Genomic DNA, 16414 nt, shown 5'->3' on the forward strand with positions numbered 1-16414 from the left:
TATGCTGCGTTTCCTCCGCACCATCCGAAAAAAACTGGTTGAGCAGGATAAAGTTCGTTCCTATATCCTCTATGCCATTGGTGAAATCGCTTTAGTGATGATCGGGATATTACTGGCCCTTCAGGTCAACAACTGGAATGAGGAGAGGAAACAAAAAAAACAAAAGGCTATCCTCCTAGAAAGTCTAAAAACTGAATTTGAAGAAAATCAGAATAGGCTGAATATTTTGCTGGATTTTATAGCCAACAGAGAGAAATATGCAAGAACTCTATTAGCCATGCTTGAGCAACTCCCCTCTCAAGTGGACAGTGTAGAAACAGTCTTCGCTCTGGAAAGAGCTGGTTTTGTTCATTATTTTAACCCAACCCTTCCTACCTATGAGGAAATGAAATCCTCTGGAACTTTAAGCCTGATCGAGAACAAAGATCTGAAAAGGCGGATGGCTGACTACCAAACATTTCTCGAATACAGTTACAGAATAGAAGATGGAAACAAAGAACCCATCCAACAATACTCTGAGCGCATCTTGAAATATATGGATCCCGATTTTGGGGATGTGAACATCACGGATAATGAATCAAGAAAATATGCTTCTGTCAAATTTGATCTTGAAGCCATGTCAAATGATCCTGAAATTCAGTATCTTCTGAAAATTATTATCCAAAAAAGTGTTCTTGAAGCCGGTTATAAAGACCGAATATTTAGACCCCGGCTTAATTACATCCTTGAGCTGATCGAGGAGGAAAAGAAAATTTCATTAAATGACTAAAGAAAAACTCCAAATCCGATTTTTAAAAAATAGTCTAGTATCTGGCTTGTTCCTTCTTTTTTTTATAGGCTTTGTTTTTACTTCTAAGGCTCAAAATTACATTTTCAATAACCTTACTCCCGAAAATGGGCTCCCCACCACCTCTGTAACAGACATCGCCCAAGACTCATTTGGATTTATTTGGTTAGGAACTTGGGATGGCGTTTACCGCTTTGACGGTAAGAACTTTGAAAGATTCTTTTATTCAGGACGCTATGTAGAGGCAGATCAATTTGGAGGAGTTTGGGTTTCCATTGAGGATGGGGATATAGGATATATTGATCCGGAAACTGAAGAAATTAACTTATTCCAAGACGTGGATGAGAATATCAGGTTCCTAGATATCAGGATTCTTGAAAACAAAAATGTCCTTGTGGGTACAAGTATTGGGATCAAGCGTTTTGATCCTATTTCCAATACTTTCAAACTGGAGGGAGGACAAAAAGAAGGGGGTATTCGAGAAATGAATGTGGGAAATGACGGACGGTTAAATTTCCTATTAAATATTGAAGGAGAACTTTTTTTAGGCACTCGATCCCCCGAAGGAGAATACAGTTATGAAGATTTACCCTTGGACAAAAACAGCCCTGATAGACAGAAATATTCTCAAAACTATCCAACGATTGTATTCCCTTATGGTGAAACAGGAACGGTTATTTTAAATCCCAATGGTTTTGCAAAAAGGTCAAATCCTGGAGAAGAATGGGAGTTTTTCAAAGTCAGTCAGCCTGAAATTTTAAAAGAAAAAGGTTTTGAAAATGATAATTCTTACAAGCTTCAAGATCATTATCTGTGGCTCAACCAAATAAATTCCATTAGTAAGATAGATCTCGAGACTGGAGAGATGGAAACTATATCCTCTGAAATCAATAATTCCAGAGGACTCTTACCCATGGAGAGTAATCATGGTTGTAATTTATTCATAGATCGCCAAGGGGTTTTGTGGGCTACAAGGTTTTCCTACGGAATCAGTTTGCTCAATTTATACCAATCAGACTTTGGCTTGCTCCGAGATGAAAACGGTAAAGTAATCGCAGATATTTTATCAGCCTATGAATTGTGGGACGGGACCTTTTGGGTAGGAGCTAGAACCTCTATGGAAAAGGGATTAATTCATTTTTCTAAAGACGGAAAAACCATTTTAGAGCGCATAGGGTCTGGAGATTCAAATTCTCCGATTGGCAAGACTATCTCAAAAGAATTAAGCCACCCATACGCTTGGGAAATTTTTGTCTCATCTGATGGAACCCTCTGGGTGGGTACAGGTTCCCCAGGCCAAAGCAGTGGAGGTCTTAATCGTATATCACCTGGGTCTGATCGGATTATTCGCTACAAACATGACCCGTCTGATCCAAATTCACTCTCCTCTGACTGGATTTTTAACATTATGGAAGACCCCCAAGGAAAACTTTGGATCAGTCATTCGAGCGGCATTGATGTTTTTGATCCAGAAACAGAACAATTCTCCCTTATCGATCCAGGATCGAAATATGAAAGACTGCGAGGAAATTTCATTGATCCTAATGGAAAGCTAGTAGGTACCACAGAAGATTCAATCGAAAAACTATTCACAATCGACACCAAAACAAAACAATTTAAAATTCATGAATTATTCAGTGAAAAAACAATAACCTACTTTCAATCAAGGCCTGTAGTTGATAATCAAAATAGAGTTTGGATTGCTCTTTCGGATGGTTTTGGATATACCGATTTGACCTATGAAAAATTCATCCACTGGGTAGATTTCAAAGAGACTGAATTCCCTGATATAGAGATCCGAGCTATCAGTTATGATGATCAGGGAAATATTTACTTGGCAACATCTGATGGCATACTTCAATACTTCCCCGAATCAGGCAATTTCCGAAAGTTTGGCTATGAACGCGGACTTCAATCCTTACGCTTTGAGAGGTTGAACCATCGAGGTGCCTCTGGAAAAATTTACTTTGCGGGAACAAGTGGTGCAAATATTTTTCATCCAGATCAAATCAAAACCAATCCCTATTCACCCCAAATACTCTTCAAGGAAATTCGACTTGATGGAGAAAACTATCAATCCTATTTAGACTCAGCGGAAAAACAGCCCAATCACATGCTTTCCTCTCTCCTAATTCCACCAGGGATCACTACGCTGAGTATGGAGTTTGCTTCTATTCATTTTGGAGGAAATGGACAAAATCCTTCCCAATACAGACTGCTTGGATTTGATGAAACCTGGCAAGATGCAGGCACTAATGGAAGGTTGACTTACACCAATCTACCAGCGGGAGACTACGTTCTTGAAGTAAAATCCGTGAATCTAGATGGTGTGTGGAATGAAGAGCCAACCATTCTGAAGATTAGGGTATTGCCTCCTTGGTACCAAACTTGGTGGGCTTATTCCATCTATGCTGCAGTATTTATTTTACTAGCCGTATTCTTTGTCCAAGAGGAAAGGCGAAGGGCTGCCAAAAAAGAAAGGGACAAGGCAAGAGACCGGGAACTTGCTCAAGCCAAGGAAATCGAAAAGGCTTATGCCGATCTAAAAGCTACTCAGGCCCAACTCATCCAATCTGAAAAAATGGCGTCTCTTGGAGAACTCACAGCCGGTATTGCCCATGAGATTCAAAACCCCTTGAACTTTGTCAACAATTTTTCCGAAGTCAGCGGAGAACTCTTAGAGGAACTTCAGGAGGAAATTGAAAAGGGAGACCTATCCGAAATAAAAGCTATTTCCGAAGATCTCAAGGAAAACCTCTCGAAAATCAACCACCACGGAAAGCGTGCAGGATCCATTGTCAAAGGAATGCTGGAACACAGTAGAAAATCAGATGGGAAAAAGGAGCTAACTGACCTGAATAACCTAGCTGATGAATGCCTTCGCTTAAGTTTCCACGGTCTTCGTGCCAAAGACAAAAGCTTCCAAGCAGAATTTGAAACAATTTTTGACTCCAAGCTCCCAATGGTGGAAGTGATATCTCAAGACCTTGGTAGGGTTTTGCTGAATTTGATCAACAATGCTTTTTATGCCTGTGATGACAGAAGGCGAAAGATCGAAAAAGAAGCGGGAAGTGCTGAGTCCTTTAAACCAAAAGTCATAGTCTCTACCAAAATTGAAACTAATGGGATAGAAATTTCTGTAAAAGACAATGGAAACGGAATCCCTGATTCAATCAAAGACAAGATTTTCCAGCCTTTCTTCACGACCAAACCAACCGGTATCGGGACCGGATTGGGATTGAGCTTAAGTTATGACATCGTGAAAGCACATGGAGGGGAACTGAAAGTAGATAGTAAAGAGGGAGAGGGAACTACTTTTTCTATTCATCTCAAAACCAATTCAGCATGATCTCCTTTTTTCGTAAAATCCGTCAAAAACTTCTTTCCCAAAAACGGATCACTAGATACCTTATTTATGCCTTAGGAGAGATCTTGTTGGTAGTGATCGGGATTTTAATCGCTCTGAGCATTAATAATTGGAATGAGGACAGAAAAAACAAAATTAAAGAAAGAGAATTATTGAATGAGCTTACCAAAGATCTCAGAGAGGATTTGGTTATGCTTGAATTTCAATTATCTCAATCTGACAGCATTTTAAAATATTTAAATGTATTGAAAAACCCACCTCCACCAGGTAAGGCATTTGATGATGCACTTGCTTCTGCAGACAAGGGCACATTGGCTAATTATAGATATTCTGCAATGAGGAGTATTGAATCTATCGGAATTGATATCATTCAAAGTAAAGATTTACTAGAGTCAATCAACAATTATTATAGATGGTGGGATTTTGGTAATGAAATTTACCGAATAGATTTTGATGAGTTTTGGAAATCCGAATGGCTACCTTTCTTTAGAAAATACACAGACAGAGGTGTCTCTGGGGGAAATTTTTCGAGAACTTTTTCTCCAAAAGATTACGAAGGGATGATCAATGATCCCGATTATCAAAATATCCTGATGGGAAAAATCTATATCTTTCAAGATTTCAAACTACGGTTTGAGAGTACTCGGATGCGAGGAGAAAATCTGATTGAAGAGATAAATGAATATCTAAGTACTGAGATGCATTAAGTAAAAATGAAATGATCAGCCTTTTCCGCAAAATTCGCCAGAAACTTCTACAACAGAACCGGGTCACTCGCTACTTGGTCTATGCTATTGGAGAAATTTTTCTTGTAGTAATAGGAATCCTAATAGCCCTTCAGGTGAATAACTGGAATGAAAACCGGAAACAGAAAATAGAGAAGAAAAAGCTCACAGCCTCTTTAGCGGAGGAAATAAAAACGAACCTCGCAGAATTTAAATCACATCGTGCCTATCTGGAGAAATGCGAAAAAGAATTGAGGAAGATTATGGCAGTATCTGCAAATCTAGAAAAGAGTCTTTCGATAGATTCTGTTAGAAGCTTATCTTCAAGTATGTTGCCTGTTTTGAAGTTATCCATTGGTAGGTCAAGGTTGAATGCAGCTAAAGCCTCTGAAAGTTTTGGTTTATTGTCAGAGAAACAAAGTAGGTCCATTACCAATTATGACACCTACGTAGAAGATTATCAGGGGGCTTCTGAAGCTCTAAACATAGTTTTCACTGAGGAAAGGAATGAATTTTTAATACGATTTTCAAAATTGGATGAGTTCTTTCAAAGATCAGGAAATCAGCAGCCTTTGCCTAAACACCCCTATTTCGATGTCAATGATTCTGAGTTTATCAGTTTTCTTCAAGAACCGTCTACTTATTCCTATCTCCATAGGACCTTCCTTGGAGTATTCACTGAAATACTTTGGCTCAAAGCATTAGAAGATTTAAGTACTGAAGCCCTACTTAGCTTAGAGACAGAGGCGGCACCTTGATCCATATAAATACAAAACTATGATCTCATTTTTTAGGAAAATCCGGCAAAAACTCCTGACTTTATTTTCCTCTTCCCTCCTACAAAATTCTAGTATTTTACATTCTCCCTCTCAATTTTTCCAATTGAACTTTTTCAAGTTATGACCTGTCAGCTTTTTAGCATTTTTTTCAAAATCTCAAGAAAATCAAGGAGATAAATAAGATTATTTCAATTTGGATTTTGTATTTTATGAATGCCAAACTATTTCATTGAAGACTAACTAATTAGATCCAGCTCTTTCCTTTTTATCAGTCGACATCTTCTAGTACAGATTTCTTCTTGTTTTCATTTGGAAAAGCGACTACCAAGCTTGTGGATTCCTTGAGGGGGCTCCTTGTTTTTACATTAATTCTTTTCAAAACGACTGCATTTATGCAAAAATCTATTTTCAATCCCACTAGATCAATCATTTTTCTATTCATTTTCACGCTGCTTCCCTCGCTGTTTGTAAAGGCTCAAGAAATCAACCTTGAAACGATCTCTATTTCCAATGGCTTGGCTTCACCGGTAGTAATGAATGTGATGCAAGACCAGTATGGACTGCTTTGGTTCAGTACAGGAAATGGAGTACAGCGCTACGATGGATACAATTGGAAAACCTATCGGAACATCATTGGAAATCCAAACAGCCCACAACACAACTCCACATTTGACATCGAAGAAGATGCTGAAGGAAACCTCTGGATCGCCAATGAGCTGGGCCTCACCTATTTCAACCGAGCAAAAAACACATTCAAAAATTACAGTATTGAGGAGATGTTTCAGGTTGCAGGTGTTGGACGGACCATTACGGTGCTACCGGACTCACAGGGACGAGTGTGGGCAACCACCATTGCTTTTGAAATCATCCAGCTGGATACCGAGTCGGATAGTTTGAAAATTGCACCTTATGCCAATATTAATGGCAAGCCAGCTGTCCATTCGGGAATATCCATCGTGGTATATGAGGATAGAGATGGAGGGATCTGGGGAGGGTCTGCCAACCATGGATTGATGTATCTGCCCAAAGGGGCCAGCGAATTTAGTCCGGTAAAATTTGATATTGAACACACACTAAACAGTGTAGAAAATACCATTACCAAACTCTATCATGATCGGGATGGAATATTATGGATTACCAGCCGGCAGGGTATTTACAAGTATGATGTAGAAAAGAATAAGCTTCGTCAAATAGTCAATTATCCAAGCGGCAATGAGGATATAGCAACCTATAAAAATTCGATTGTTGAGGACTCCGAAGGGAACATTTGGGTATTAAACAACTATCGCGGAATCTTAAAATTTGAGGGAAATAGCGATCGCTATTCAGAAGTATTTATTCCCGGAAATCGGAAAATGGCCAATGGTTATTACACGAATCGCCTAACCGAGTTTATGATAGACCGGAGTGGGATATTTTGGATTGGATCGAGAACTGAGGGACTCTTTAAATATGACCCTGTCAATCAACCCTTCAAGTATTACAGCCATGATGCAAATAATCCAGCATCCCTTAGCCCAGGGGGTACATTTGGATTATTCGCATCGACGATCAGTCCTGGGAAAATTTTTGTGGGAACACGGGGTGAAGGAATCAATATTTTCAATGAAGCCAATGAAACAGTACAACGGGTAAATTTTGCCTCGTCCAATGACATGTTTGGAGGATCAGCTCGGTCTATCTATGAACAAAAAGATGGGACGATCTGGATCGGCACTTGGGGAGATGGACTGATCAAAATGGATCCAAATACACTAAAGGAGCTTAAACGCTATAAGCGTAATTCGGATGGCAAAGGGAATAGCCTTCCCAATGATCAAATCAGAGTAATCCGGGAGGATAAAAAAGGAAACCTTTGGGTAGGAACCAACGGAGGCTTGGCAGTTTTCAATCCTGCCGTTGAGACCTTCGACCCAATCGTCAGTCAATACAGCCAAACCTATTCTGAAGAAATTTTAGCAAAAGTAAAAAGCTGGCTTGAAACCGACCAAGAGATCGCGATCATCGAACAGGTAGGTCCATTTGAAGAATTGACCCAGGGTTTTGAAATAACCGAACGTGGCACCTACTTTCTAGTCTCGGTTGGGGAAGGGGATCCAGCAAGTATGGCAGATTATGGTTGGCTTGAAAACTCCTTGGGTGAAACAATCATCGGGATGAAAACCATTGAAGATTCATTTTGGGCTGGAGGAGGCCTGAAAAACCGACTTCAAATTGCTCAAATCGAATTAAATCCTGGGTCTTACTCCCTTCGCTATACCTCTGATGACAGTCACCACTTTGGAGATTGGAATGAACCGGAACCCGAGTTTCTACCCCTTTATGGAATAGCTATTTTCCAGCAAGAAGATCAGACAAAAACTCAATCGCTAATTGTAAATGTCAATGAGCAAAAAGCTGAAATCGTCATTCAGGATGGCAATATCTCCGACATAGAAATCGGTGAAAAATACATCTGGGTTGCCAGTACCAATGCGGGAGTTACCCGAATTGACCCAGAGACCAATGCTGTGAAATATTATACCAGCGACCCAATGGACCCTTCCACGCTAAGCGATAGGCAGGTTTTTGATGTATTGGAGCATGAAGGTCAGCTATGGATGGCCACCTATGGAGGGATCAATATTTTGGATATCGAAAGCGATGAAATATCCTACTACACCGAACAGGACGGGCTACCTACAAACTTCATCGAAACGGTATTACCTGGGGACAATGGGGAAATGTGGTTTTCCAGCCAAAACGGACTGATTCAAATGATGCAAAATGAAGCTTTGGACAAAGTCACATTTATCAATTACAATGAGGATGATGGAATTGGTGGGGAATCTTTCCTTTCATTAGCAGCGGTAAAAACTCCCGATGGTAACTTTTATTTTGGAGGGGATCATGGACTCACCACTTTTTCTTCTGTAGCATCCAATAAGGTTCCACCCTCGGTGATCATTTCCAACTTTTTACTCTCCAATCGCTCTGTCTATGACATGGGCGAAAACTCCCCGCTAGAAAATGATCTCTTGTCCACCGAAGCAATCACTCTCCGACATGATCAAAATGATCTCAGTTTTGAATTTGCCGCCCTCCACTACGCCAATCCTTCCAAAAACCAATACGCTCATATGCTTGAAGGATTGGATCAGGATTGGATTTATGACAATAGAAATTTTGCCTCCTACACCAATCTTGAGCCGGGAACCTATACCTTCAAAGTTATCGCATCCAATGCCTATGGCGTCTGGAATGATGTAGGCAAATTTCTGACTATCAATATACTTCCTCCTTGGTGGAAAACCTGGTGGGCCTATTCTCTCTATGGTCTTTTCTTAGGACTCGTAGGTTTAGTGGCTTACTCTGGACTGAAGCGAAGAATCCGAATGAAGGAGCGCGCCCAAAGTCTAGAAAGAGAAGTGGCGCAGGCAAAAGAAATCGAAAAAGCCTATACCGAGCTCAAAGCCACCCAGTCCCAATTAATCCAAGCCGAGAAAATGGCCTCCCTCGGTGAACTCACTGCTGGTATCGCCCATGAAATCCAAAACCCACTGAATTTTGTGAACAACTTTTCTGAAGTCAGCGAGGAGCTGATCGATGAAATGAATGATGAACTGGAAAACGGAGACCTTGATGAAGCAAAAGAAATTGGAAAAAACATCAAGGAAAACCTTTCCAAAATCAAACATCACGGAAAGCGAGCAGATGCTATAGTCAAAGGGATGCTTGAACATAGCCGAGGGAGTTCTTCGGATAAAAAGCCTACCAATCTTAACGCTTTAGCTGATGAGTTTTTACGCCTGAGCTACCATGGACTAAGAGCAAAAGACAATACTTTCTACTCGGATTTTGAGACTAATTTGGATCCCAATCTCCCAAAAGTAAATGTAGTAACCCAAGACATCGGGAGAGTCTTTTTGAACCTAATAAATAACGCCTTCTACGCCTGTGGAGAACGAAGCAAAAGTATTGCAGGGTTTAAGCCCAAAGTTACTGTTGAATCAAGATTGCTAGCCTCGGGTGGTGTGGAAATCAGCGTTAGAGATAACGGAGGAGGAATTCCTAAAAAGATTATTGATAAAATTTTCCAACCCTTCTTTACAACCAAGCCTACGGGCTCAGGCACTGGCCTAGGTCTCTCTTTGAGCTATGATATAATCAAGGCACACGGCGGTGACCTACGAGTCAAAAGCAAAGAAGACGAGGGTACTGAAATGATTATCTTTTTACCCCTAGCGGAGTGATTATCATGACAAAGGCAAAAATAAAATATAAAGAAGCCCAAAAAGTATATGAACGATTTTGGGATAGCTATCTTCAATTCGACGAAGATGCTTTTGCGGCTACTTTAGATGATCATTTTGAGATGATCGGAACTTCTGAGACCGAAATCTGTCACTCCAAGGCTGAAGGAATTGCATTTTTGAAAGCCCAAAAAGATGAACTAGGTGGAAAAGCCGAAATGAGAAATCGGCAAATCAATCCCATTTGGATTGACCCTCACGTGCTGATCAATGAGACTTGTGACATTTATGTAAACACCGATGAGAAATGGAATTTTTATGCTAGCATACGGATCTCTACCATACTCCGAGAAACTCCAGCAGGCTGGAAAGTAGCTCAGCAGCATGGTTCATTTCCGGATATGCGGGTGGACGAGGGACAGACTCTTGCAATCAAAAAAATCAGCAAAGAAAACCAGGAACTCCGGGAAGCTGTCAAGCGCCGAACCGTTGAGCTGGAGACCAAAAATCGTGAACTGGAAATAGAGGCTTCTCTGGAACGTGTCCGGACCGTAGCCATGGGGATGAAAAAACCCGAAGATATGCTGGATGTCTGTCGGATTCTTGCGGATCAATTGCAGGGCTTTGGGATTGAAAATATCCGGAACGTGCAAACAGCGATTATCAATGAGGAAAAAGGCCATTACCTCTGCTATCAGTACTTTCCTCCATATCAAGAAACTACCGTCGAACTTACAGAATACCTCAAAAGCCCCGTAGAATATGAAATGGTCCAACAAATGCTGGCTTCCAAAGACGGGCATTTCATTGGTAGTATTCAGGAAGAAAAACTCAAAGAATTTGCAGCACATCGAAAAGAGGAAAATCATTTTTCTGACCCCATTTTGGATCAGACCTCCGAACTGAGCTATTGCTTTCTGTCTATCGGTGAAGGTGGATTGGGGCTTTCCCTCTATAATGAATTAAAGCAGGAAGTACTGGACTTATTCAAACGATTCCACCAGGTATTTTCCTTAGCGTATAGACGCTTTCTAGATATTCAGCAAGCGGAAGCACAAGCTAGAGAAGCTCAAATCGAAGCCTCATTGGAAAGGGTTAGGGCGCATGCTATGGGGTTACGCCAAAGTGATGAATTGGAAGATATCATCGCTGTGATTTTTGAGGAATTGCAAAAACTTGGATTAGCCGCATGGGAATGCAGCATCTTTTTCAGAAATGGAAATTCTCGCGAATTCACCGTATGGGGAAAAGACAGTACAGGGGATTCAATTTTGAATCAATACCAGTTTCCTTTCCTGGATCATCCTATTTTGAATGCGGTATTGAGGGATTTTGAAAGGCAAGTTCCCTATCGGGAGATTCTACTGGAAGGAGAGGAGATCAAATCCTATGGAGATCTGATTTTTTCAGAAACTGTATTTAAGGATGCCTCCCAAGAGTACAAGGATTCTTTTTATTCCCTCCAGAAGTTGTACGCAGGGCAGGCAATGTTCAAAAATGGATTTTTGGAGGCCGTAGGGACAGAACCATTGCCAGGAGATTTTCCAGAAGTGCTTAAGCGCTTTGCTCAAGTGATTGATTTGGCATACACCAGATTCTTAGACCTTCAAAAAGTAGAAGCTCAAGCTAGAGAAGCCCAAATTGAAGCTGCTTTGGAACGAGTTCGGGCCCGAACCATGGCCATGCACCGAAGTGATGAATTAGCTGAAGCATCCATCCTTTTGGAAGAGGAAATCAGAAAATTAGGGATTGAAAATTGGGGCTGTGCATTTCATATTTATGATGAGGAAACCACAAACGGTAAACCATGGGATTTGGAATGGTTTACTTCTTCGGCGGGATTCCTTCCTTTCTACAAAACACCTCGGGAAAATATTTTCCTCAAATACTATGAGGAAAGTAAAAAAGGTAATCCACTTTATGTACAGGAGTTTGGACCTGAGGTCATCAAGCAGCATTATGATTATCTCAAGACTTTGCCAGTTTTAGGGGAATCCCTAACAGATCTTCATCAGTCCGGAGTACCTCTTCCGGATAGACAAATAGATCATGTGGCATTTTTCAAGCATGGTCATTTACTCTTTATCACCTACAAACCTGTACCGGAAGCGCATGACATCTTTATTCGCTTTGCCAAGGTCTTTGACCAAACCTATACGAGATTCTTAGATCTAAAAAAAGCTGAAAAACAGGCACGAGAGGCACAAATTGAAGCCTCCTTGGAGCGAATCAGAGCCCGCACGATGGCTATGCAGTCCAGTGAGGAGCTATTCCCGACTTCTTCTTTTATTTTAAAAGAATTGAGAAGCTTAGGGCAGGATGATGTCGAAGGTCTTTTTGGTGTCAGTCTGGTATATGAAGAAAAGGGCCAACTCATTTCTTACATATCGGACTCAGGTGGACCTGTAATGAGGGATCAAATGGTATTGCCTTTAGAACACCATCCATTGATTCGAGAATTGTATCAAACTTGGAAAAAAGCAAGAGAAAGCAAACCTGCACCCCAATTCCTTAGTAGAACGCTTCCTCAGAAACCCTTCCGCGAATGGATCAATCAACTGATTTCATATAAAAATGGAGAACATCCAGATGCATTTATTCCTGTTGATGTAATAGATCTGTCCAAAAACTATTTCAATCTGCCCCAATTTACTTTTGAAGATGCTTTCTTCAAGCAAGGGATTTTATGGTATCAAAGCGTAAACCCCATTTCGGATGAATTTAGGGATATTCTAGTTCGCTTTGCTAAGGTATTCGAACAGACTTATACCCGCTTTTTAGATTTACAAACAGCTGAAGCACAGGCGAGAGAAGGAGAAATCCAGTTGGCTTTGGAGCGCGTTCGAGCACGAACCATGGCAATGCGAGATAGCAAAGAATTGGCAGAAGTCGTGTCTGAACTGTTCCAACAAATGGAACCATTAGGCTTCGCCAAATTTGGGTGTGCATTGTTATTGATCGATGAGGAGAATGAAAAGGCGATTTATTGGTTAACAACTCACACGAATAGTATTCTCCCAGAACCATATAGCCTAAGATATTCAGACCATAAGATCTCTCAGAGAATTTTTGAGAATTATAAAAACCAAGAAAAAAAATTCACTCTTGAACTACGCGATGAGGAAAAGCGAGAATATGATAATTGGATGTTTTCCAATACCGAATTAGGAGGATTACCAGAGAATATTAAGGAAGAGGTTTTATCCAAAAATTATGTCATGTTTTCCTTCGCATCCATGAAATATGGTTTGCTATATGCGATGGATCACGAGCCTATTTCTGAGGAATTACAAAGCATTGTTGTACGATTTGCAAAAGTATTCGAGCAGACATACACCCGCTTCCTAGATCTGCAAAAAGCTGAAGAGCGTGCCCGTGAATCCGAAATTGAGGCGGGTCTTGAGCGGGTGAGAGCCCGTTCCATGGCCATGTATAAAAGTAATGAACTCCTCGAGCTTTCGGTCATGCTCTTTCAAGAACTCGACAAACTAGGTGTAAGAGGATTCTTCAATTGCGGTTTTGTAGAAGTGGACGAGGAAGGCCAGAAACAATCGGGCTGGACTACCATGACCGATGGAAGCCTGGGGGAGGGTTATTTTTTGCCGCTTCATGGAGATAGCGTGTTGGACGCACGATACCGCGCTTGGAAGAAAGGTGAACCCGCCTTTTGTCAGAAAGTGAGCGGACTGGAGTTGGAAGCGCACTTGGCCTTTACCTTACCTACGCTGGAATCAGCACGTGTTCAGGAGATGGCTTCCACCTTCCCCGACCCTACCTATTTCTACTGCTTCAATTTCAGCCAAGGATACCTGTCCATTATTTCTGGGGAAACCTTGGATCCTGAAGCGGAATCTATCCTATTACGATTTACCCGGGCCTTTGAGCAGGCATATATCCGTTTCATGGACCTTAAAAAAGCCGAAGCTCAAGCAAAAGAAGCAGAAATTGAAGCCTCCTTGGAGCGAATCAGAGCCCGTACGATGGCTATGCAGTCCAGCGAGGAGCTACTCCCTACCTCTACATTTATCTTAAAGGAATTGAGAAGTTTAGGTGAAGGTGACGATCAAGGGCTTTTAGGAGTAAGTCTGATAGATGAAGAAAAAAATCAATTCATCTCATACATATCAGATTCGGGTGGCCCGGTAATGAGGGAGCAAATGGCTTTGCCATTAGACCATCACCCATTTATTCAAGAATTGCATCAAGCTTGGAAAAAAGCAAAAGAAAGCAAATCTGCGCCTCAATTCTTGAGTAGAACTCTTCTTAAGGATAAATTCGATGAGTGGGTCAATCAATTGGTTGCATATAATAAGGGGGGACATCCTGATGCATTTGTTCCAGATGCAGTATTAGAATTGACCCAATTAAATCTTCCTCAGTGGACTTTTGAAGATGCTTTCTACAAACAGGGGATTTTATTTTATCAGAACATAAACCCTATTTCAGATGAATTTCGGGACATTCTCGTTCGCTTTGCTAAGGTATTCGAACAGACCTACACCCGCTTTTTGGACCTTCAAAAAGCTGAAGCACAAGCCCGAGAAGCTCGGATCAATTTAGCCGTTGAGCGGGTTCGTTCCCATGCGATGGCCATGCAGACTACCTCCGATTTACTGGATGTGGTAGTAACCCTTCGCACGGAATTTATCAATCTTGGCCATGAAGCTCAATACTTCTGGCATATGCTCTGGAAGCCAGATAAATATGAGAAAGCCATGACCTCTGGGGATGGCACTCGGATAGGTTTTGTGATGGAGCTTCCACGATCTATTCACGCTGAAATTCCACTTATTGACGAATGGGAAAAGGGAACCTCCCCTACCGTAATCTATCCCATGGATGTAGATGCAGCCATCGATTATGTCCATAAAATGGTCTCTTTGGGGGACTTTAAGCGCATCGATCCCCAAGCTCCTACCGATGAGGATATTCGCCATATCGGAGGTCTTACTTTTATCATGGCAAGAACTACCCATGGTGAAATTGGGTATAGCCTACCCGGACCTGTGACTGATCCTCCTCAGGAGGCGCTCGATATTCTTGTTCGTTTTGCAGGTGCCTTTGACTTGGCACATCGCCGTTTCTTAGATCTACAACTTTCCGAAGCACAGGCTAGAGAAACACAGATTGAGCTTTCACTAGAACGAATCCGAGGCCAGGTAACTTCCATGCAGGAGTCCTCTGATCTCTTTGATATTGTGGTGGCTATGCGAAAAGAATTTGTCTCCCTGGGATATCAGGCTGACTACTTTTGGCATATGCGGTGGACAGCTGAGCAGTATGAAATGTCCATGACTTCCGAAGAGGGAGATCGCATTGGGATGGTCATCAACGTTCCCAAATTTGTCCATGATGCTATTCCTAGTTTGGCAAAATGGGAAAAGAGTAAAAAGCCGGCATTCGTATTGGCGCTGGATGGAGAAGAAGCTTGGGATTACATAGACAAAATGAACACCTATGGCCACTATGAACAGGCCGATCCTCATGCACCAAGCAAAGAGGATATCCTCCAATTAGGCGGACTTACCTTCATAATTGCCCGAACTTCTCATGGAGAAATCGGATTCAGTATAGCCGGAAAAGTTCCTGAGCCTCCACAAGAATCCATTGATACATTGATTCGTTTTGCCGGTGTTTTTGATTTGGCTTACAAACGATTTGAGGACTTGAAAAAGGCTGAAAAAGACTTGGTAGAAATCAGGGAAGCCAAGCAAAAAGCAGAAGAAGCGCTATCCGATTTGAAAGCTGCCCAAGCCCAATTGATTCAATCCGAAAAGATGGCTTCTCTTGGAGAACTAACAGCCGGAATCGCCCATGAAATTCAGAACCCACTCAACTTTGTCAACAATTTCTCAGAACTGAGTGCTGAGCTTTTGGATGAATTGAAAGAAGAACTGGAAGCTGGAGATGTAGAAGAAGTAGAAGCCATTCTATCCGATCTGAAAGACAATCTGACCAAAATCAACCATCACGGAAAACGTGCCGGATCCATTGTGAAAGGCATGCTGGAACATAGCCGAAAATCTGATGGGAAGAAGGAATCGGTAGATATCAACGCTTTGGCGGATGAATGCTTAAAACTGGGCTTTCATGGAATGCGAGCCAAAGACAAAAGCTTTTCGGCCGATTTCAAAGCGGATCTTCACCCCGACCTCCCTGCTGTCAGCATCATTAATCAGGATATCGGTAGAGTCCTGCTCAACCTGGTCAACAATGCATTTTATGCAGTGCATGATTATCGGAAATCCAATGAGGTATCGGATTACAAACCGATGGTCAAATTAGAAACAGGACTGGGTGAGAATTTTATAGAAATCAAGATCTCAGATAATGCCAAAGGCATTCCTGGACATATTCTAGATAAAATATTCCAACCATTTTTTACCACAAAGCCCACAGGTGAAGGGACAGGCCTAGGCTTGTCACTTAGCTATGATATCATCAAGGCCCATGGAGGCGAATTGACCGCACAAAACCTAGCCGAAGGTGGGGCCCAGTTTAAAATCACTTTACCAATTGTCTAA

At 41.5% G+C, this 16414-nt stretch carries 6 protein-coding genes; all 6 read left to right on the top strand.

Annotated features, from left to right (window positions below; translation table 11 throughout):
* The first annotated feature begins 1 nt into the window (after window position 1).
* The 6 genes from E4S40_RS15425 (at window position 2) to E4S40_RS15450 (ending at window position 16414) form a co-directional block, all read left to right on the top strand.
* A complete protein-coding gene (locus E4S40_RS15425) occupies window positions 2–769 on the top strand; it encodes a DUF6090 family protein (RefSeq protein WP_135076163.1) in 768 nt (255 codons plus the stop codon).
* Window positions 762–4136 (top strand): sensor histidine kinase, encoded by a 3375-nt coding sequence (locus E4S40_RS15430; protein ID WP_135076166.1) that lies wholly within the window; start codon window positions 762–764, stop codon window positions 4134–4136. The genes E4S40_RS15425 and E4S40_RS15430 overlap by 8 nt, the downstream gene beginning before the upstream one ends.
* Window positions 4133–4861 (top strand): DUF6090 family protein, encoded by a 729-nt coding sequence (locus E4S40_RS17185; protein WP_135076169.1) that lies wholly within the window; start codon window positions 4133–4135, stop codon window positions 4859–4861. Before E4S40_RS15430 ends, E4S40_RS17185 begins: the two co-directional genes overlap by 4 nt.
* Before the next feature lie 11 nt (window positions 4862–4872).
* A complete protein-coding gene (locus E4S40_RS15440) occupies window positions 4873–5637 on the top strand; it encodes a DUF6090 family protein (protein ID WP_135076172.1) in 765 nt (254 codons plus the stop codon).
* 413 nt (window positions 5638–6050) lie between these two features.
* The gene (locus E4S40_RS17310) at window positions 6051–9890 is read left to right on the top strand and encodes a sensor histidine kinase (protein WP_135076175.1); all 3840 of its coding nucleotides are present in this window, start codon (window positions 6051–6053) and stop codon (window positions 9888–9890) included.
* 5 nt (window positions 9891–9895) lie between these two features.
* Window positions 9896–16414 carry an ATP-binding protein gene (locus E4S40_RS15450; RefSeq protein ID WP_135076178.1) on the top strand — a complete coding sequence of 2173 codons (6519 nt, stop codon included), beginning with the start codon at window positions 9896–9898 and terminating at the stop codon, window positions 16412–16414.

It is taken from the genome of Algoriphagus kandeliae, from assembly GCF_004571135.1.
Taxonomy (GTDB): domain Bacteria; phylum Bacteroidota; class Bacteroidia; order Cytophagales; family Cyclobacteriaceae; genus Algoriphagus; species Algoriphagus kandeliae.

Bases quoted from the DNA above. Each gene is read 5' to 3' on its own strand.
- E4S40_RS15425 (WP_135076163.1), top strand. From the start codon at position 2: ATGCTGCGTTTCCTCCGCACCATCCGAAAAAAACTGGTTGAGCAGGAT.
- E4S40_RS15430 (WP_135076166.1), top strand. From the start codon at position 762: ATGACTAAAGAAAAACTCCAAATCCGATTTTTAAAAAATAGTCTAGTA.
- E4S40_RS17185 (WP_135076169.1), top strand. From the start codon at position 4,133: ATGATCTCCTTTTTTCGTAAAATCCGTCAAAAACTTCTTTCCCAAAAA.
- E4S40_RS15440 (WP_135076172.1), top strand. From the start codon at position 4,873: ATGATCAGCCTTTTCCGCAAAATTCGCCAGAAACTTCTACAACAGAAC.
- E4S40_RS17310 (WP_135076175.1), top strand. From the start codon at position 6,051: ATGCAAAAATCTATTTTCAATCCCACTAGATCAATCATTTTTCTATTC.
- E4S40_RS15450 (WP_135076178.1), top strand. From the start codon at position 9,896: ATGACAAAGGCAAAAATAAAATATAAAGAAGCCCAAAAAGTATATGAA.